Raw genomic sequence first — 17,919 nt, forward strand, 5'->3', positions numbered from 1 at the left:
CAGGTCAGGTGGGCAGGTGGGCATGGGGTTCTCTTGAGGTACGGACGGGGGACGCGGGGTGTTCACGGCCGGGGGGCGCCCCCTCGGCGGCGCCGGGGTCCCGGGCCGTACGGTAGGGCCCCGGTGGACGCGGACGGAACGGGGCGGTGCATGGGGGCCGGGGGCGGACTGCTGTGGGGTGCCTACGGGATCAGCGCGCTCGGGACCTGGCTGGCCTTCGACGCCTTTCCCCTCATCGCCGTCCTGGTGCTGCACTCCGGGCCCCTGGCCGTCTCCTTCCTCGCCGCCGCGGGGCTCGCGGTGGGGGCCGTGGCGGCCGTGCCGCTCGGCCCCTGGCTGGAGTACCGCCGCAAGCGGCCGGTCATGGTCGCCACGGATCTGGTCCGCTGCGCCGCCCTGCTGACGATCCCCGTCGCCCACCTCCTCGGCGCCCTGACCTTCGTCCATCTCCTGGCCGTGTCGGTGGTCGTCGCGGCGGCCGACATCGCCTTCCGCTCGGCGAGCGGCGCCTACATCAAGACGCTGCTGCCGCCGGAGGAGCTGCTCGTCGTCAACGCCCGGTTCGAGTCGACGAACTGGACCGCCATCGTGCTCGGCCCGCCGCTCGGCGGGGCGATGGTCGGCCTGTTCGGGCCGGTGGTGACCGTGCTGGCCGACGCGGCCAGCTATCTCCTCTCCGCCCTCGGCCTGCGCGCGATCACCGCCCACGAACCGCGCCCGGCCCGCCGCGAGGAAGCCGTGGCCGCGGGGACCGCCGAGAACACCGGCAACGCCGAAGACACCGGGGCCGCCAAGGACGGCGGACCCGCCGAGAACGCCGACTCCCGCTCTCGTACGCGCGAGCTGTTCGACGGCTGGCGGTTCATCCTCCGTGACCCGGCGCTGCGCCCGCTCTTCGGCAACACCGTCCTCTACAACGGCCTGCTCATGGCCATCTCCCCGCTGCTCGCCGTGCTGATGCTCGGCCCCCTCGGCTTCGCCCCCTGGCAGTACGGCCTCGCCTTCGCGCTGCCCGCCCTGGGCGGTCTGGTCGGCTCCCGGCTGGCCCGTCGGCTGGTCGCCCGGTTCGGGCAGCACCGGATCCTGCTCGCCACGGGCGTGCTGCGCGCCTGCTGGCCGCTCGGCCTGGCCTTCGTCCGGCCCGGCGTCCCCGGTCTCGTCCTGGTCCTCCTCGTCGAGTTCGGGGTCATCACGAGCTGCGGGGTGTTCAACCCGGTGTACGCCACCTACCGGTTGGAGCGGACCCTTGCCGCCCGGGTCGTCCGCACGCTGTCCGCGTGGTCGGTCTCCACCAAGCTCGGCACCGCCGCGCTGACGGCCCTGTGGGGCCTGCTGGCCGCCCTCCTCGGCCCGCGCACGGCGATCGCCGCGGCGGGCCTGCTCCTGCTGGCGACCCCGCTGCTCCTCCCCCGCCGCGCCCCGCAACCACTGGCCTTCGCGGAGTGACGCCTCCCCACGCCCAGCGGCCACCGGTTCTCGCGGAGTGACGCCTCTCCGCGCCCGCACGGCCGTTAACCTTCGCGAGTGCCCCCTCCCCCGCGCCCGCACGGCGGGCTCCGGCCCGAGGACCTCCTCGCCCACTTCGGCATGGAGCCGATCCCCCGCGAGGGCGGCCGGTTCCGCCGCACCTGGGCGGGGCCCGTACGGTCCGACGGGCGGCCGGAGGGCACCGCGATCCTCGCGCTGCTGACCGCCGCGCCGGACGACTTCTCCGCCCTGCACCGGCTCCCGGCCACCGAGGTCTGGCACCACTACCTGGGCGATCCGCTGGAGATGCTGCTGCTCGCCCCGGACGGCACCGCCCGCACCGCCGTGCTCGGTCCCGACATCCTCGGCGGTCAGCACGTACAACTCGCCGTGCCCGCCGGCACCTGGATGGGCGGCCGGGTCCTCGCGGGCGGGCGGTGGACGCTGTTCGGGTGCACGATGGCGCCCGGCTTCACCGAGGAGACGTACGAGCACGGGGACGCGGCGGTCCTGACCGCCCGCTATCCGGGGGAGGCCGGGCGGATCACCGCGCTCTGCCGTCCGTGACCCCCTCCCCGGCCCCCGCCCGCAGGAAGCCGAGCCGCGCCCGCTTCTCCGGCAGGTACACGTCCGGGAGGTCGATCTCCGGCAGCGTCACCGGCGGCCCGAGGACGAAACCCTCGGCCGTGAAGCGGGCGAGGGCCCGCGCGTTGCGCGCGTCGGGGTCGACGACGATCCGCGCGCGGTCCAGCACGGTGAACGCGTACGTCGTGAACACCGACATCAGCGCCCGCGACCAGCCCGGCCGCCGGCCGCCCGGCCCCGCCCCGGCCGTTTCCGCCCCGCCCGTCCCCGGCGCCGTCTCCCCGGGCGGGGCGAGGAGGACGTGGATGCCGATGTCGCCGGGCTCGACGGCGTAGCACTCGCTCACCCGGTCGGCCTCCGGCTCGTAGGTCTGCAGCAGTCCCACCGGCCCGCCGTCCTTCACGGCGAGGAAGGCGTGGTGGGTGTCGAGGGTGTCCAGGTGGGCGTAGACCTCCCCGACCTGCTCCTCGGTGAGCCCGTTCATCCCCCAGAACACGGCGCGCTCCTCGCGCACCCAGCGGTGCACCGTGCCGGCGTCGGCGACGGGGTCCAGGCGCAGCAGGCGGACGGTGCCGAAGCCGTCGATCCGCTGCTCGTGCACGGCGGGGCGGCCGGCGTACGCCCCGGGCGCATCGGGGCGGCCGGCGTCGCGGGGCTTCTCCTCACTCATGGTCCACGTCCTCCTCGGTCAGCAGGGTCCAGTCGGTGACGACGGGGGCGAGCCCGCCCGTGAGCCACAGGGGCAGTTGGTCGCGGTGGTGGGGGTCGCCGGGGACGCCACAGGCGCCGAACGGTACGACCCAGCGACTGTCCTCGCGCCGGGCGAGATCCCAGACGTAGCGGGCGGCGGAGGCCCGCGCGGCCAGGTCGGTCAGGCCGGGGACGGAGGAGGTGCTCAGCACGCAGTCGTGGTCGCCGGACAGGCCCGGCTCCTGGGGCGCCTCGCCCGGCGCCTCCGGGGGCAGCGCCCGCCACGGGGCAAGCAGGTGGGTGTCGCCCCAGGTCACGCCCTCGCCGAGCGTCGTCGCCGTCTCCTCCAGGGCCGCGCGGACCAGTGCGGGGCGGTCGATGCCGTACAGGTCGGGTGCGGTGAGGAGGTGTTCGAGGGCGAGGCCGACGCGCGGGAGGAGGGCGAGCCAGGGCTGGAAGACCTCCGGGTACGCGGGCGGGTCGGCGAGCACGGCGAAGGCGGGCTCGGCCGCGAGGCGCCGGACGAGCGCGCCACGCACCGCCGCGTAGCCCGCCGCGTCGGCGCTGTCCGCCGCCATCCGCCGGTCCCAGCGCAGGAGCCGCTCGCGGAGGGCGGCGGGCGCGGGGGCGAGGCCGTCGAGCGCGGCCAGGTGGTCGAGGAGGGGCGCGGCGGAGGCGAGGTGGGTGTCGGTGTGGACCTCCGGCATGTCGGCGGCCCGCCACCGCGGGCGCCCGCCGAGGAGCGCGCGGATGCGGTCGGCCCGGTGCGGCGGGGCGAACTCGGTGCCGAGGGGGGCGGCGGGCCCGCGCTGGTTCGCCATCACGGCGAGGCCGTCGTCGAGATCCCCGTACGGCGTCTCGTGCCAGCCGGTCCACTCGTGCCCGGGCTCCCAGGCGGGGACGGGCCGCACCCGGTTGGCGGCGGCGCGCACGGGGACGCGTCCGGCGATCCGGTGCAGCGTGCCGCCCTCGGTGTCGGCGGCCAGGACGACGTTGACGGGCTCGGCCCACCGGTCGAACGCCCGGTCGACGTCGGCCACCCGGCGGGCCCGAAGCAGCGGCAGCAGCGCGCCGAAGCCGAGGTCCCCGGTGACGCGGGGCGGGTGGCGCAGGGCGAGGGGGGCGCAGGGGTCCGCCTCCGGCCCCGCCGCCGGGGTGGTTCCGTGCGGCGGCGGGGAGCCGATCACCACCGGGCCCCGGGCCGTCTCGATCACCTCGACCTCCTCCGGCCGCCCCTCGGCCCCCGCCACCTCGATCGATTCCGTGTGGGCCGGGGCCGGCCGCCAGGTGCCGTCCGGGTCGAGCGCCTCGACGCCGTCCGGGGTGCGCCGCAGCCGCTCCCGGTACAGGTCCTGGTAGTCGGCCATGGCGTTGGTGATGGCCCAGGCGACCGTGCCGGTGTGCGCGAAGTGCGCGATGCCCGGGACGCCGGGGACGGCGAGCCCGAGGACGTCGAACTCGGGGCAGGCCAGCCGGATCTGCTGGTAGACCCCGGGTTCCTCGATGAACCGGTGCGGATCGCCCGCGATGACGGCCTGTCCGGTGGCGGTACGGGCGCCGGTGACGAGCCAGCCGTTGCTCCCGGCGGTGCCGGGACCGTCGGCCGCGAACAGCCCGACCGCCTCCGGGCCGAGGTGCCGTACCACCTCCTCCCGCCACAGCTTCGCGGGGAAGCCGGCGAACAGGATGTGGGTGCCGAGCCAGACGCCGAACGGGGTCCAGGGCTCCCAGCGGCCGGGGGCGAGCCCGGTGCGGGCGAACTCGGGGGCACGGCGCGCCCCGGCGGCGAGCCCTTCGTTGACGCCCTCGACGTACGCCCGCACCCAGGCGGCGGTCTCCGGGTCCCGTTCCTCCAGGGCGGCGTGACAGCGCCGCGCGGTGTCCTCCAGGCGGGCCCGGCGTGCGAAGCGGTCCCAGGGGAGGGCCTCGCGGCCGAGGAAGGCGGCGGTGGTGCCGCGGACGCGGTGGCGCTCCACCTCCAGTTGCCAAGCGCGGTCCCGCGCGGTGACCCGGCCCTGGGCACGGGCGAGCGCGAGGACGTCACCGGCGCGCAGATGCGGGATCCCGTGGGCGTCGCGGTAGAGGTCGAAGGTCATGCAGCACCCCGCCTTAAGAGGTTAGGTATGCCTAAGTAGCAGTGCGCCGGAATGGTACGTCACGGCGGGGCGCGGGATCATCGGTGCATGGACGCCACCCTTCACCTCGCCCAGCAGCCGGACGCCGACGCCCTGCTCGGCCGCAGCCCGCTCGCGGCGCTGATCGGCATGCTGCTCGACCAGCAGGTGCCGATGGAGTGGGCCTTCGCCGGGCCGTACACCCTCGCCCGGCGCATGGGGGCCGACGATCTCGACGCGCACGACATCGCGGCCTACGCGCCCGAGGAGTTCGCGGCACTGCTGTCCGCGAAGCCGGCCGTGCACCGGTACCCGGGATCGATGGCCAAGCGGATCCAGCAGCTCTGCGCCTTCCTCGTGGAGCGGTACGACGGGGACGCCGAGGCCGTCTGGTCGAACGTCACGGACGGCGCGGAGCTGCTGGCGCGGCTGAAGGAGCTGCCCGGGTTCGGGGCGCAGAAGGCCCAGATCTTCCTGGCGCTGCTGGGCAAGCGACTCGGGGTGCGGCCGGAGGGCTGGCGGGAGGCGGCGGGTGCGTACGGGGAGCCGGACGCGTTCCGCTCGGTCGCGGACATCACGGGGCCGAAGTCGCTGGCGCTTGTGCGCGCGCACAAGCAGGAGATGAAGGCGGCGGCGAAGGCCGAGAAGGGCGCCGGGGCCGCGACGTCCACACGAACCGGGAAGACGGCGAAGGCCACGCAGGCCGAGAAGGCCACGAAGACCGCGGGCACCGCGGGCACCCCGGGCACCCCGGGCACCCCGGGCACCGCCAAGGGCTCGAACGGGAGCCCGAAAGGTGCGAAGAAGCAGGCGCCCGGCGGCTCCTGAGCGGGCGCCGCGTACGCGCCCGAGGCGGACCGGGGCACACCGGAGACCGCGCAGAGGCGAGGCGGAGGCCACGCGGAGGCGAGGTGGTCCGGGTGCCGCCGGAGCCGCACATGGGCACGGCACCGCGCCCGTTCGGGGTGTCCCCGCCCTACGTACCCGCCGGTCGGACGCCCCTTTGCCCGGTTCTGCACCGGGTTTTCCGGTGCCGCACTCGGGCGCCATGGCTGCGCCCGGAACGCCGGGACCGGTAGGCTTTCCGTGTGATCTTCAAGCGCATCGGAAACGGCCGGCCGTACCCCGACCACGGCCGGGAAAGCACCCGGCAGTGGGCGGACGTCGCACCGCGCCCGGTCCGCCTCGATCAGCTGGTGACGACCAAACAGCAGCTCGATCTGGAAACGCTGCTCGCCGAGGACTCCACGTTCTACGGCGACCTCTTCGCGCACGTCGTGAAGTGGCAGGGCGATCTGTACCTCGAGGACGGACTGCACCGCGCGGTGCGTGCCGCGCTCCAGCAGCGCCAGGTGCTCCACGCGAGGGTGCTCGAACTCGACTGAACCGGGCGCCATCGGACGTCCCGTTGCCCCTTTCGGGTCGTAGTCGGCCCGATCGAATGATCATCTGGTAGGCACGGCCGCCCCGGAGCACTACGCTGCGCTCATGAGCATGCTCACTCCTCCCGGCATGGGCGGCCAGTACCGGATCACGGGTGACAAGTACCCGCGGATGCGCCCCCCGCGGAGGCGCCGCAGGCTGATCGTCGGGGCCGTCGCCTCGGCCGCCGCGCTCGGCCTGATCGGCTGGGGAACCCTGCAGCTCATCGACGTCTTCACCGGCGGCGACAAGGCCTCCGCGTCCGTCGGCACCAAGGCCGCCGCCTGCCGCGCCCCGGTGAGCCCCTCGCCGAGCGCGCGGACGGCCGTGCTGCCCGCACCCGGGCGGATCACCGTCAACGTCCTCAACGCCACCACGCGCGGCGGACTGGCCAAGGACACCGCGGACGAGCTCAAGAAGCGCGGCTTCAAGGTCGGCACCGTCGGCAACGCGACGAAGGAGTACGACAAGAAGGTCAAGGGCATCGGCGTGGTCCTCGGCCCGGCCGCGGCCAAGGACACCGCACTGCCGGTGCTGGCGACCCAGCTCACCGGCGCGGAGCAGCGGACCGAGGCCGGCCGCAAGGGCGGCGACGTGGATCTCATCCTCGGAGACGGCTTCAAGAACCTGAACAGCGCCCAGGCCGCCGACAAGGCCCTGACGGCCCTCCGCCACCCCGCCCCCGCGGCGACGGCCGGCAAGAACGACCGCACCCACTGCTGAGGACGCCCGGGCCCCGCGTTCCGTGCGCTCGAAGGGCGGTGCCCGCCCGGGCTATTCGGCCGCCCCGTACAGCCGGTCCCCCGCGTCGCCGAGGCCCGGGATGATGTAGCCGTGCTCGTTGAGGTGGTCGTCGACCGCCGCGGTCACCACGGTGACCGGCGTGCCCGCCAGCTCCCGTTCCATGACCTCCACGCCCTCCGGCGCGGCCAGCAGCACCACGGCCGTCACGTCGTCCGCGCCGCGCCGGATCAGCTCCCGGATCGCCGCGACCAGCGTGCCGCCGGTGGCGAGCATCGGGTCGAGGACGTACACCTGACGCCCGGAGAGGTCCTCCGGCATCCGCGTGGCGTAGGTCGAGGCCTCCAGGGTCTCCTCGTTGCGGATCATCCCGAGGAAGCCCACCTCGGCGGTCGGCAGCAGCCGCATCATGCCGTCGAGCATGCCGAGGCCCGCCCGCAGGATCGGCACCACGAGCGGCCGCGGGTAGGACAGCTTGACGCCGGTGGTCGAGGCGACCGGGGTGTGGATGTCGACGGCCTCGGTGCGCACGTCCCGCGTGGCCTCGTAGGCGAGCAGGGTGACGAGTTCGTCGGCGAGCCGGCGGAAGGTCGCGGAGTCGGTGCGGCGGTCGCGCAGCGTGGTGAGCTTGTGGGCGACCAGCGGGTGGTCGACGACGTGGAGACGCATGGCCCCACAGTAACCGGGCGCCGCAGGTCCGGCGGCGCCGCGCCCGGCAAGGGCCCGCTCCGCGATTCACCCTCCCGCTCGCATCAAACCCTCCGTCGGAGGGAAGGTGGGAGGCACCGACCGGAGTGATGTGACGATGTCCGAGCAGCAGTCCCGCAGGGACACAGAGCAACACGGGGGCCACGGGAACACCGGGCGAGCGGAGCAGGGGCAGGAGCAGGACGCCGAGGCCGCGCGCCGGCGCCGACGGGCCCAGTTCCTGCGCGAGCGCGCGGAGGCCCGGGCCCTGCGCGAGCGGGTACAGCCGCGCCGCGCCAAGGTCGCCCGGCTGCGCCGCGCGATGCGCATGCGCACCTTCCGCTGGTAGACCGCCGCGGGCCGCGCCGCCCGCGCCGCATACCCACACCGACCAGGCGGTACGCCCTTTTTCGGGGTGGTCGGCCGCCGGCTCGCCGCCCGCCGCCGCGTACGATCACGTCGGCAGCGGCAGGCACCTCGCGGCCGGAGCCCGGCCCCCGGACTCCCTCCGCACGAGAGGGGTGCAACACAGCGTCGTGAAGACATCCCCTGAACGCCTTCTTTCTGCCACGATTCCGAGTGGGCGGGGGCGGAGCACAGCTCTCCCGTCCGCTACTTGGCCGGGGGGACCCCCAACCGGCACACCTATGACCAGTGGGAGAGTCACGGTGTACTTCGCCGCACTGCTCGCGCGCACCGAAGACGGGTGGGAAGCGAGCGACACAGAGCTCGACGATGTGGAGACCCTGGCCGATCTGGCCGACCTGGCCCGGGAGGCCACGGCCGAGGAGGACACGGTGCTCGTGCTCATCGAGCAGGAGGACGCCTGGTTCGGCGTGGTCCGCGTGGACGGCGAGGAGGACCCTCGCATCTACGTGTCGGACGCCGCCGCGGCCGCCCGCAGCTCGTACGGCGAGATCCTGCTCACCGACGAACTGCTCGGCAGGGAACCCGGAGGCGACGGCGCCGACCTGGACTCCCTCGACCTCGACGGCACGGAGGACGGTGACTCCGGCGAGGACGAGGACGAGGGCACGGGACCGGACGCCGTGCCGCACGGCCCCGTCGGCGACGCCGAGGTCCTCGACGACCTCGGCGTGGGGGAGAAGGAACTGCGTTCCCTCGACGCCGACGACGCACTGACCGCGATCGCCGAGGCCCTGGGCGCCTCGGAGGTCCTGGAAACCGTGCGGTAGGCCCACGGGTGAGGACGCACGACGCACCGCCGGTCCCCGATCCGGTACGGGACCGGTGGCGGGCCCCCATGCGGCTCGCGCTCCGGGAGGCCGCGCGCGCCGCCGGGGGCGGGGACGTGCCGGTGGGGGCGGTGGTGCTCTCGGCCGACGGCACCCCGCTGGCCACCGGCCACAACGAGCGCGAGGCGACGGGTGATCCGACCGCGCACGCGGAGGTGCTCGCGCTGCGCCGGGCGGCCGCCGCGACGGGCGAGTGGCGGCTGTCGGGATGCACGCTCGTCGTCACGCTGGAGCCGTGCACGATGTGCGCGGGCGCCCTCCAGCAGTCCCGTGTGGACCGGGTCGTCTACGGCGCCCGCGACGACAAGGCGGGGGCGGCCGGCTCCCTCTGGGACCTGCTCCGCGACCGGCGGCTCAACCATCGCCCCGAGGTGATCGAGGGGGTCCTCGCCGAGGACTGCGCCCGCCTCCTCACCGACTTCTTCCGCACCGGCCCGCCGCATCGCCCCACCCCCGGAACCGCACCGGAAACGGATTTCTGACCGGGACCCCTCTTGGGGTAGGGTCTCCCTCGGTAGCGTGTCCGAGCGGCCGAAGGAGCTCGCCTCGAAAGCGAGTGTGGCGCAAGTCACCGAGGGTTCAAATCCCTCCGCTACCGCCACCGAGGGGCCTCGTCACGACGGGGCCCCTTTTGCATGGGCGTGATCTTTTCCGGTCGGCGAACACGTGCGCGGGTTAGACTCACCGGCGGCATACGGGGTGCGCGGGGCACGGGAGACGGGGGTGGCCGCTGTGGCGGTGCAGGGTAAGAAGATCGCGCTGTACGCGCTCGTCGTCTTCGCGCTCTACGTGATCATCACCGACCCGGCCAAGGCCGCCGACTATGTCCAGATCGGCTTCGAGGGCATTTCGAACGCCGCGCAGTCGGTCGGCGACTTCATGACCTGGCTCGCCAACGGCGCCAAGGACTGACGCGCGCTCGGCCGGTCACCACGGCCCGGCGTCAATCCGCCCGGCGGCAACCCGCCCGGCGTCAACTCGCAACTTCGCACGGCAGTTCACGCTCTCCGGTCGTCCTCTCCCCTCAACACGGCGTTATGCGGTGCTTGCACACAGTGCACATGTCTTGTGATGCTATGACCGCTTTTGAGGGATGAATTGACGATGCGTTGACGAGTGAAGAGGTGGCGTTGACCGTGTCGGCCAGTACTGCGCCGCCCCAGGAAGAGCTTCCGGCCCCCGCCCCCACGTCCGCTCCCGCACCGGCCACCGCGACCACCGCGATCCCGACCACCCCGCCCGCCCCGCCCGCCGCCGTGCCCGGCCCCACGCCGCAGGACGCGCAGAAGCGCCGGGGCGCCGACACCCGGGCACTGACCCAGGTGCTCTTCACCCAGCTCAAGGACCTGGAGCCGGGCTCCCCCGAACACGACCGCGTGCGCGGGGCGCTCATCGAGGCGAACCTCCCCCTCGTGCGCTACGCGGCCGCGCGCTTCCGCTCCCGCAACGAGCCGATGGAGGACGTCGTCCAGGTCGGCACCATCGGGCTGATCAACGCGATCGACCGCTTCGACCCCGAGCGGGGCGTGCAGTTCCCGACCTTCGCGATGCCGACCGTCGTCGGCGAGATCAAGCGCTACTTCCGGGACAACGTCCGCACCGTGCACGTCCCGCGCCGGCTGCACGAGCTGTGGGTGCAGGTGAACAGCGCGACCGAGGACCTCACCACCGCCTTCGGGCGCTCCCCGACCACCGCCGAGATCGCCGAGCGGCTGCGGATCGGCGAGGAGGAGGTGCTCTCCTGCATCGAGGCCGGCCGCTCGTACCACGCGACCTCGCTGGAGGCGGCCCAGGAGGGCGACGGGCTGCCCGGCCTGCTGGACCGGCTGGGCTACGAGGACCCCGCGCTCGACGGCGTCGAGCACCGCGACCTCGTGCGGCATCTGCTCGTCCAGCTCCCCGAGCGCGAGCAGCGGATCCTGCTGCTCCGCTACTACAGCAACCTCACGCAATCGCAAATCAGTGCGGAGCTGGGAGTCTCCCAGATGCACGTCTCCCGGCTCCTCGCGCGCAGCTTCGCGCGACTGCGGTCCGCGAATCGCATCGAGGCCTGAGTCGGCGGACCACCCCCGCCGAGGTGTGCGGAGCACCCCCCGCCAGGGGTGACGCACAGGCGTCCGAGTGATCACCTGGGGGAGGGAATCGCGCACAGGGCGATTTTGCGCCCCTCCGTGCCCGAAAACCCGTCAGACCCCTCTCTTCCAGCGCGAATTGCCGTCCCACATGTCGACATGTCTCTACAGAGCGTTGCCGACATGTGACATTCTTCCGGGAGCGCGTTTGCCGCAGCGTTCCCGCCGGTATTCAGGTGGAGGCTGCGTTCCTCCGACGGGAGCGTCCGCCGCGACCGTCCGCGACCCAAAGGGGGTGGCATGTCCGCAGACCAGGGCAGCTCGAAGGTGCTCACGCTCACGAAGAGCGAGACGACGCCCGACGTGCTCCAGGACCCTCAGGACCTTCCCGCCGCCGAGGCCCTCGTGGCCCCGGAGGCTCCGGCCTTTCCGTCCTCGGCAGCCATCGACACCCGCACCCTGTCCCGCTCCCTCTTCCTGCGGCTCGCCGCACTCGACGAGCACAGCCCCGAGCGCGCGTACGTCCGGGACACCCTCATCGAGCTCAACCTCCCCCTCGTCCGCTACGCGGCGGCCCGCTTCCGCAGCCGCAACGAGCCGATGGAGGACATCGTCCAGGTCGGCACCATCGGGCTGATCAAGGCGATCGACCGGTTCGACCCGGACCGGGGCGTCGAGTTCCCGACCTTCGCGATGCCGACGGTCGTGGGCGAGATCAAGCGGTTCTTCCGCGACACCTCGTGGTCGGTGCGGGTGCCGCGCCGGCTCCAGGAGCTGCGGCTGGCCCTGACGAAGGCCAGCGACGAGCTCTCGCAGAAGCTGGACCGGTCGCCGACGGTGGCCGAGCTGGCGGTGGTGCTCGGGGTCTCCGAGGAGGACGTCGTCGACGGGCTCGCGGTGGGCAACGCCTACACCGCGTCCTCGCTGGACTCCCCCGCCCCGGAGGACGACGGCGGCGAGGGCTCCCTGGCGGACCGGCTCGGGTACGAGGACACGGCGCTGGAGGGCGTGGAGTACCGGGAGTCGCTGAAGCCGCTGCTGGCCAAGCTGCCGCCGAGGGAGCGGCAGATCATCATGCTGCGCTTCTTCGCGAACATGACCCAGTCGCAGATCGGCGAGGAGGTCGGCATCTCGCAGATGCACGTCTCCCGGCTGCTGACGCGGACGCTGGCGCAGCTCCGGGAGGGGCTCATCTCCGACTGAGAAGTCGAGGAACGAGGAGCCGCCCGGGGCCGTTGAGCCGGACGAAGGGGCGGGGCGAGGCGGTGATCCGCCTCGCCCCGCCCCTTCTCGCTGTCCGTTCTCCCCGGCCGTCCGGCGGTCCTACTTGAGCGCGAGCCACGCGACGGCGGCCACGACCGCCACCGCGAGGACGATGCCGACGATCAGGCCGACGCGGGGGCCCGCGGCCGCGGGCTCCTGACGGCGCGCCTGCGGGGCCTCGTCGACGAAGGCGCGGAACATCTGGGTGCTGCCGGCGGGGTCGTGGTTGCCCTGCGGGCCCTGGGTGTTAGCCATGGCCCGAGACACTAGCGAATAGCCGCCACCAGCCCAAGTACGGGGTCGGAAGCCCTCGTTGCCGTCCCGCCTGGGGAGTGGCACCGGCCCCGGGTGGCCGTCCGGGGGACCTCCGCGGCGCCCCGGGGCCCTCCGGGTGACGGAATCACACCTCCCCACCTGCGCCTTTACTGTCGCAACACTTGCCTTTGCCAACTTTTTGTGCGCCTCACCTCCTCTCTATTTGCCTGTAGCAACCAACCTCCGTATGGTTGCCTAGAGCAACAAAGCGGGAGGTGCGACGTGGCAGAGCAGGCGCAGTTCGAGGAGTTGGCGCGCCAGCTCAGCGCCGTGGGAGCCGTCAAACGGGACATGGCACGGGTCATGCCCCCGGACTGCCCCTCCGGATCCGCCGCCGTTCTCCTCCTCCTCGACCGGCACGGCGCCATGCGCATGAGCAAGCTCGCCGAGCTGCTCGCCGTGGACATGTCGGTGACCAGTCGCCACGTCGCCCACGTCGCGGACCGCGGCTGGATCGAACGCTCCCCGGACCCGGCGGACCGACGTTCCCGGATCCTCCACCTCACTCAGCCCGGCCGGGACCGCCTCGAGGACCTTTCCCGACGGACCACCGAGCTGCTGGCCGACCGGCTCGGCGACTGGAGCGACGACGAGGTCGTCCAGCTCATCCGGCTCATGACGCGGCTGCGGGCCAGCTTCGGGGACTGCCGTGCGACGGCGTCCGCCCGAGTGCCCCACCCCGCGCCGGGTACGGCACAGACAACCCGTACACCCGCATAGAACTGCAAGAGAAGGAAGCCCATGGCAACGACCACACCAGCCGGTGTGCGGGCCCACGCCAAGCACGGGGGGAGTTCCCCGGACGGCGTCCAGATGACGCACCGGCAGATCATGGAGGCGCTCTCCGGGCTGCTGCTCGGCATGTTCGTGGCGATCCTGTCGTCCACGATCGTGACCAACGCGCTCCCCGAGATCGTCGGCGACCTGGGAGGCGGTCAGTCGGCCTACACCTGGGTCGTCACCGCCTCGCTGCTGGCCATGACGGCGACCACGCCCCTGTGGGGCAAGCTCGCCGACCTCTACAGCAAGAAGGCGCTCGTCCAGATCGCCCTCGTCATCTACGTGCTCGCCTCGGCCGCCGCCGGTCTCTCGCAGAACCCCGGCATGCTGATCGTCTGCCGCGTGGTGCAGGGCATAGGCGTCGGCGGTCTGTCGGCCCTCGCCCAGATCGTCATGGCCGCGATGATCTCCCCCCGGGAGCGCGGCCGCTACTCCGGCTACCTCGGCGCGACCTTCGCCGTGGCCACCGTCGGCGGCCCGCTGCTCGGCGGTGTCATCACCGACACCTCCTGGCTCGGCTGGCGCTGGTGCTTCTACGTCGGTGTGCCCTTCGCGGTCATCGCGCTGATCGTGCTGCAGAAGACCCTGCACCTGCCCACCGTGAAGCGGGACGTCAAGGTCGACTGGGCCGGCGCGACCTTCATCGCAGCCGCCGTCTCGCTGCTGCTCATCTGGGTCACCTTCGCCGGTGACAAGTACGACTGGGTGTCCTGGCAGACCTACACGATGATCGCCGGCGCGGTCGTGCTCGGCGCGATCTTCGTGCTGGTCGAGGCCAAGGCCGCCGAGCCGATCATCCCGCTGCGGCTGTTCCGCAACCGCACCATCACGCTCGCGTCCCTCGCCTCGCTCTTCGTGGGTGTCGCGATGTTCACCGGCACCGTCTTCTTCAGCCAGTTCTTCCAGCTGGCCCGCGACAAGTCGCCGACCATGTCGGGCGTCATGACGATCCCGATGATCGGCGGGCTGTTCATCTCCTCCACCGTCTCCGGGCAGTTCATCACCCGCACCGGGCGCTGGAAGGGGTGGCTGGTCAGCGGTGGCGTGCTGGTGACGGCGGGCCTCGGCCTGCTCGGCACCATCCGGTACGACACGGACTACTGGAAGATGGCCATTTTCATGGCCCTGCTGGGTCTCGGCATCGGCATGATGATGCAGAACCTGGTGCTGTGCACGCAGAACCAGGTCGACCCGAGCGACCTCGGCTCGGCCAGCTCCACGGTCACCTTCTTCCGCTCCCTCGGTGGCGCGATCGGTGTCTCCGCGCTCGGCGCGGTCATGGCCCACCGGATCACCGGCTACGTCATGGACGGCCTGGCCGGCCTCGACCCGAAGTACGCGGCCGCCGCCTCGGGCTCCGGCACCGGCACCATCCCCGACATGGACAAGCTGCCGGCCCCGCTGCGCACGGTCATGGAGAGCGCCTACGGCCACGGCATCGCCGACATCTTCCTGATCGCCGGGGCGGTCGCCGCCGTCGCCTTCCTGATCACGCTCTTCATCAAGGAGGTCCCGCTGCGGACCAAGGGCGGTCTGGCGCAGGCCGCCGACACCGAGAACCCGGTGGTGGACCCCGCCGCGGCCCCGGTCGTCGCGGAGGCGCAGGAGAACGCCGCCCTGGGCAACGCGCTCGAGTCCGTCCCCGCCGGTGACGCCGAGGGCGGGCAGCGGGTGCCGAGCTGGGCCGCCGCGCCCGCCGGCGACGGCCCCGAGGGCACCCAGCGGCTCGCCGCCGTCGCCACCGCCGCCTCCCCCGAGGGGTCGCCCGTGGGCAACGGTTCCGGTCCCCTCCCCGGCGGGATCACGGTGAGCGGCCACGTCCGCGGCACCGAGAACGCGCCCGTCCCGCAGGCCGCCGTCACGCTGATCTCGCTCGGCGGCCGGCAGCTCGGCCGCTCGGTCGCGGGCGCCGACGGTGCCTACGCCGTGGACGCCCCCGGCGCCGGCTCGTACGTGCTGATCGCCGCCGCCGACGGGTTCCAGCCGCAGGCCTCCACCGTCGTGGTGGGCGAGGAGCCGGTGGCGTACGACATCCTGCTCAGCGGCACCAGCGGGCTGAGCGGCGTGGTCCGCGCGGCCGGCGGGACGCTGCCGGTCAAGGACGCGATGGTCATCGTGACCGACGTGCGCGGCGATCTGCTGGCCACCGGGTCCACCGGTGAGCAGGGCGACTTCGCCTTCACCGAGCTGGTGCCTGGCGCGGTGACCGTCGCGGTCAACGCCGCCGGGTTCCGGCCGCGGGCCCTGCCCGTCGAGGTGGGCGGCACCGGGGTCACCCGGATCGAGGTCGAGCTGGAGGCCGGTGCGCAGCTCCGGGGTGTCGTACGGGCCCCGCACGGGCCGCTCGCGGACGCCCGCGTGACGCTGGTGGACGCCGCGGGCAACGTGGTCGGCACGGCCACCACCGGGACGGACGGGGCGTACGCCTTCGCCGACCTGGACGGCGGCGAGTACACCGTCATCGCGACGGGGTACCCGCCGGTGGCCACCTCGCTGACGGTCGCCGGCCCCGGGGTCGACGGCCACGACATCGAACTGGCCCACCCGGGCGAGTAGCCGGTGCTCCGGTCCGCCGGGGGCGCGCTCCGACATGGTGGTGCGCCCCCGCGGGCCGGTTTTTTCGGCCGTCGCGCAGACATTCGACTCACCGGCGGCCTTTGGCCGCATTTCGCGAGCCCACCGCATCATTCGATTCACCGAGAGGGAGAGCGCCCGATGGGACTGACCGCACGGATCCGTACGCGGGACGGATGGGCCGTGTCGCACGCGGTCGTCACCGTGACCGACATGACCGGCACACAGGTGGTGCGGGCCGCGGCCGACGCGGAGGGCACCGTCCGGGACACCACCGCGCTCGCGCCGGGCGCCTACACCGTCATCGTCACCGCGGTCGGTTACGCGCCCACCGCGTCCAGCGCGCTGGTCACCGCGAGCGGGCGGGCCGAGCTGGGCACCGTCACGCTGTCCCGCCAGGGCGGCACGGAACTGCCCCCGCCGGGCCCCTGGACCATCGATCCCGCGCACTCCTCGGTCGGCGCGATCGCCCAGCACCTGGGGATCTCCAGCGTGCGGGGGCGGTTCACGGAGTTCGCCGGGCGCATCGAGATCGCACCGGACGAGATCGAGAAGTCACGCGTGGAGGCGGTCATCCGCGCGGCCTCCATCGACACCGGCAACGGCATGCGCGACGGGCACCTGCGCTCGCCGGACTTCCTGGACGCCGAGGCGTACCCGGAGATCACCTACGTCTCGACGGGTGTGACCCCGGCCGGCTCCGACCGGTGGACCGTGCACGGGGAGCTGTCCCTGCACGGCGTCGTCCGTCCGGTCGACCTGGACCTCGCCTACCTCGGCACCGGGGCCGACCCGTGGGGCGGCACCCGGGCGGCGTTCCGCGCGACCACGGAACTGCGCCGGGAGGACTTCGCCATGAACTACAACCAGGTGGTCCAGGCGGGCATCGCCGCGGTCGGGACCACCCTGCGCGTGGAGCTCGACGTGCAGGCGGTGCAGGGCGAGACGCTGCCGGAGGCGTGAGCGGGGCGCCCGGGTACGGCGCACGCCCCCGGCGGCCGATGAGTGCGCGTGGCGGACGGCGGCGGGCGAGTGCCCGCGACGGGACGGCGGCCGGCGAGTGCCCGCGCCCGCCGTCCCGGCGCCGCCCGCGTCCGCCGCTTCACCCCGGCGCCGCCCGTGTCCGCGGCCCTCACTCCGGTGAGCGCGCGTCCACGATCCGCTGCGCGAGCTCCCGCAGCTTCACGTTCTCCTGCTGCGAGGCCCGCACCAGGCTGTCGAAGGCCGAGGCGGCGTCGATGTCGAGCCGCTCCATCAGGATTCCCGTGGCCTGGCCGATCAGGTCGCGGGTCCGCATCGCCTCGGTGAGCTGCTCCCGCACGGTCACCGCGTCCAGCGCCATCCCGACGTGCGCGGTGAACAGCCGCGCCACCCGCGTGGCCGTCTCGTCGAACGCTCCCGGCTTGCGCGCGTAGGCCGTCAGCACCGTCATCCGGCGCCGCTCGGCCCGCAGCCGCAGCGAGAGCACCGAGCGCAGCCCGAGCCCCGAGAGCACGTCCGCGTCGCCGGAGCTCTCCGTGTCACGGATGACCACGACCGGCTCGGTCCACAGGTCCTGCCAGTACGCGCCCTCCTCGTGCGCCGCGCTCAGCGCGCCCGCCGTGCGGACGACCTCGTCCGTCCACGCCACGGTCCGCCCGCGCGCCTTCCGCTCGATCACGGAGACACCGGCGTACTCGGCCCCGGGCAGCAGATGCACGGCGAGCCGCACGGCCGCGTGCAGGGTGCTGTGCGGGCTTGCTGTCTCGTGCAACTGCCGTGAGGCGACCGTCATGGCCTCGGCGAGTTCGAACGCCGGGGCGGACGCGGGCTCGAAGCCAGGCAATCCAGGCAAATCAGAAAAGTCGGACGCGACCACCACGAACCTCTCGGCATGACACGGCCCGACGGCCGTGCCCAGGAGAGCTCCGCAGCACATTCCCGACTGCGAGCACAGGACGTACAGCACTTTAT

Annotated in this window: 18 protein-coding genes, 1 tRNA gene and 1 pseudogene; 15 read left to right on the top strand and 5 right to left on the bottom strand. The window is 73.3% G+C overall.

The features are described from left to right. Positions 1–150: 150 nt before the first annotated feature. Together OHB09_RS15740 and OHB09_RS15745 are read left to right on the top strand one after the other, a co-directional pair. Positions 151–1,446, top strand: a complete 1,296-nt coding sequence (locus OHB09_RS15740; RefSeq protein ID WP_328922124.1) for an MFS transporter — start codon at positions 151–153, stop codon at positions 1,444–1,446. 141 nt (positions 1,447–1,587) lie between these two features. Next, the gene (locus tag OHB09_RS15745) at positions 1,588–2,034 is read left to right on the top strand and encodes a cupin domain-containing protein (protein WP_040895930.1); all 447 of its coding nucleotides are present in this window, start codon (positions 1,588–1,590) and stop codon (positions 2,032–2,034) included. Here OHB09_RS15745 and OHB09_RS15750 read toward each other — a convergent pair. Continuing rightward, entirely contained in the window at positions 2,012–2,722 is a 711-nt protein-coding gene (locus tag OHB09_RS15750) for a GNAT family N-acetyltransferase (RefSeq protein ID WP_167793481.1), read from the bottom strand. The genes OHB09_RS15745 and OHB09_RS15750 overlap by 23 nt on opposite strands. Beyond that, the gene (locus OHB09_RS15755; RefSeq protein ID WP_328922125.1) at positions 2,715–4,838 is read right to left on the bottom strand and encodes a penicillin acylase family protein; all 2,124 of its coding nucleotides are present in this window, start codon (positions 4,836–4,838) and stop codon (positions 2,715–2,717) included. The genes OHB09_RS15750 and OHB09_RS15755 overlap by 8 nt, the downstream gene beginning before the upstream one ends. Before the next feature lie 87 nt (positions 4,839–4,925). Between OHB09_RS15755 and OHB09_RS15760 the strand changes: the two are divergent. The 3 genes and pseudogenes from OHB09_RS15760 to OHB09_RS15770 all read left to right on the top strand — a co-directional run. Then, positions 4,926–5,513 (top strand): annotated as a pseudogene (locus OHB09_RS15760) (HhH-GPD-type base excision DNA repair protein); the annotation flags it as partial. Positions 5,514–5,944: 431 nt separating this feature from the next. Continuing rightward, complete coding sequence (locus tag OHB09_RS15765; protein ID WP_004943146.1) at positions 5,945–6,241, top strand: type II toxin-antitoxin system VapB family antitoxin; 297 nt, start codon at positions 5,945–5,947, stop codon at positions 6,239–6,241. Between the two features lie 103 nt (positions 6,242–6,344). Continuing rightward, positions 6,345–7,001, top strand: coding sequence for a LytR C-terminal domain-containing protein (locus tag OHB09_RS15770; RefSeq protein WP_234527951.1), 657 nt, complete (start codon positions 6,345–6,347; stop codon positions 6,999–7,001). 51 nt (positions 7,002–7,052) lie between these two features. On the opposite strand, the gene upp is transcribed toward OHB09_RS15770, so the two are convergent. Continuing rightward, positions 7,053–7,688, bottom strand: coding sequence for a uracil phosphoribosyltransferase (gene upp, locus OHB09_RS15775; protein ID WP_006141414.1), 636 nt, complete (start codon positions 7,686–7,688; stop codon positions 7,053–7,055). Between the two features lie 136 nt (positions 7,689–7,824). Here upp and OHB09_RS15780 point away from each other — a divergent pair, with 136 nt between their 5' ends. The 7 genes from OHB09_RS15780 to OHB09_RS15810 all read left to right on the top strand — a co-directional run bounded on the left by OHB09_RS15780 (position 7,825) and on the right by OHB09_RS15810 (position 12,237). After that, entirely contained in the window at positions 7,825–8,055 is a 231-nt protein-coding gene (locus OHB09_RS15780; RefSeq protein WP_093591527.1) for a hypothetical protein, read from the top strand. A 319-nt stretch (positions 8,056–8,374) separates the two neighbouring features. Continuing rightward, positions 8,375–8,902, top strand: coding sequence for a tRNA adenosine deaminase-associated protein (locus tag OHB09_RS15785; RefSeq protein ID WP_191854367.1), 528 nt, complete (start codon positions 8,375–8,377; stop codon positions 8,900–8,902). 68 nt (positions 8,903–8,970) lie between these two features. Then, positions 8,971–9,444, top strand: coding sequence for a tRNA adenosine(34) deaminase TadA (tadA, locus tag OHB09_RS15790; protein ID WP_006141411.1), 474 nt, complete (start codon positions 8,971–8,973; stop codon positions 9,442–9,444). 31 nt (positions 9,445–9,475) lie between these two features. Then, a tRNA-Ser gene (locus OHB09_RS15795) sits at positions 9,476–9,563 on the top strand. Between the two features lie 131 nt (positions 9,564–9,694). Then, a complete protein-coding gene (locus OHB09_RS15800) occupies positions 9,695–9,874 on the top strand; it encodes a hypothetical protein (protein ID WP_030377064.1) in 180 nt (59 codons plus the stop codon). 224 nt (positions 9,875–10,098) lie between these two features. Further along, entirely contained in the window at positions 10,099–11,016 is a 918-nt protein-coding gene (locus tag OHB09_RS15805; RefSeq protein WP_006141409.1) for an RNA polymerase sigma factor SigF, read from the top strand. Between the two features lie 318 nt (positions 11,017–11,334). Then, positions 11,335–12,237, top strand: coding sequence for an RNA polymerase sigma factor SigF (locus tag OHB09_RS15810; RefSeq protein WP_040895924.1), 903 nt, complete (start codon positions 11,335–11,337; stop codon positions 12,235–12,237). 120 nt (positions 12,238–12,357) lie between these two features. On the opposite strand, the gene OHB09_RS15815 is transcribed toward OHB09_RS15810, so the two are convergent. Beyond that, positions 12,358–12,552: a hypothetical protein gene (locus OHB09_RS15815; protein ID WP_006141407.1), complete on the bottom strand. Its 195-nt coding sequence runs from the start codon at positions 12,550–12,552 to the stop codon at positions 12,358–12,360. A gap of 282 nt (positions 12,553–12,834) precedes the next feature. Between OHB09_RS15815 and OHB09_RS15820 the strand changes: the two genes are divergently transcribed. From OHB09_RS15820 to OHB09_RS15830, 3 genes are all read left to right on the top strand, one after another. Then, positions 12,835–13,332 (top strand): MarR family winged helix-turn-helix transcriptional regulator, encoded by a 498-nt coding sequence (locus OHB09_RS15820; protein WP_006141406.1) that lies wholly within the window; start codon positions 12,835–12,837, stop codon positions 13,330–13,332. Positions 13,333–13,353: 21 nt separating this feature from the next. After that, positions 13,354–15,948 carry an MFS transporter gene (locus OHB09_RS15825; RefSeq protein ID WP_167794255.1) on the top strand — a complete coding sequence of 865 codons (2,595 nt, stop codon included), beginning with the start codon at positions 13,354–13,356 and terminating at the stop codon, positions 15,946–15,948. Between the two features lie 159 nt (positions 15,949–16,107). After that, a complete protein-coding gene (locus tag OHB09_RS15830; RefSeq protein WP_191890504.1) occupies positions 16,108–16,929 on the top strand; it encodes a YceI family protein in 822 nt (273 codons plus the stop codon). Positions 16,930–17,098: 169 nt separating this feature from the next. Here OHB09_RS15830 and OHB09_RS15835 read toward each other — a convergent pair whose 3' ends face one another. Next, on the bottom strand, positions 17,099–17,884 hold the full coding sequence (locus OHB09_RS15835) for a GAF and ANTAR domain-containing protein (protein ID WP_050811242.1): 786 nt from the start codon (positions 17,882–17,884) through the stop codon (positions 17,099–17,101). Positions 17,885–17,919 lie beyond the last annotated feature (35 nt).

Origin of the sequence: Streptomyces griseoaurantiacus (assembly GCF_036189845.1) — a bacterium.
GTDB lineage: Bacteria > Actinomycetota > Actinomycetes > Streptomycetales > Streptomycetaceae > Streptomyces > Streptomyces griseoaurantiacus.

What these genes read in the sequence shown, in the direction of transcription:
- OHB09_RS15830 (WP_191890504.1), top strand. Translation starts at nt 16,108, where the DNA reads ATGGGACTGACCGCACGGATCCGTACGCGGGACGGATGGGCCGTGTCG.
- OHB09_RS15745 (WP_040895930.1), top strand. Translation starts at nt 1,588, where the DNA reads ATGGAGCCGATCCCCCGCGAGGGCGGCCGGTTCCGCCGCACCTGGGCG.
- upp (WP_006141414.1), bottom strand. Translation starts at nt 7,688, where the DNA reads ATGCGTCTCCACGTCGTCGACCACCCGCTGGTCGCCCACAAGCTCACC.
- OHB09_RS15770 (WP_234527951.1), top strand. Translation starts at nt 6,345, where the DNA reads ATGAGCATGCTCACTCCTCCCGGCATGGGCGGCCAGTACCGGATCACG.
- OHB09_RS15755 (WP_328922125.1), bottom strand. Translation starts at nt 4,838, where the DNA reads ATGACCTTCGACCTCTACCGCGACGCCCACGGGATCCCGCATCTGCGC.
- OHB09_RS15780 (WP_093591527.1), top strand. Translation starts at nt 7,825, where the DNA reads ATGTCCGAGCAGCAGTCCCGCAGGGACACAGAGCAACACGGGGGCCAC.
- OHB09_RS15825 (WP_167794255.1), top strand. Translation starts at nt 13,354, where the DNA reads ATGGCAACGACCACACCAGCCGGTGTGCGGGCCCACGCCAAGCACGGG.
- OHB09_RS15750 (WP_167793481.1), bottom strand. Translation starts at nt 2,722, where the DNA reads ATGAGTGAGGAGAAGCCCCGCGACGCCGGCCGCCCCGATGCGCCCGGG.
- tadA (WP_006141411.1), top strand. Translation starts at nt 8,971, where the DNA reads ATGCGGCTCGCGCTCCGGGAGGCCGCGCGCGCCGCCGGGGGCGGGGAC.
- OHB09_RS15810 (WP_040895924.1), top strand. Translation starts at nt 11,335, where the DNA reads ATGTCCGCAGACCAGGGCAGCTCGAAGGTGCTCACGCTCACGAAGAGC.
- OHB09_RS15835 (WP_050811242.1), bottom strand. Translation starts at nt 17,884, where the DNA reads ATGTGCTGCGGAGCTCTCCTGGGCACGGCCGTCGGGCCGTGTCATGCC.
- OHB09_RS15740 (WP_328922124.1), top strand. Translation starts at nt 151, where the DNA reads ATGGGGGCCGGGGGCGGACTGCTGTGGGGTGCCTACGGGATCAGCGCG.
- OHB09_RS15815 (WP_006141407.1), bottom strand. Translation starts at nt 12,552, where the DNA reads ATGGCTAACACCCAGGGCCCGCAGGGCAACCACGACCCCGCCGGCAGC.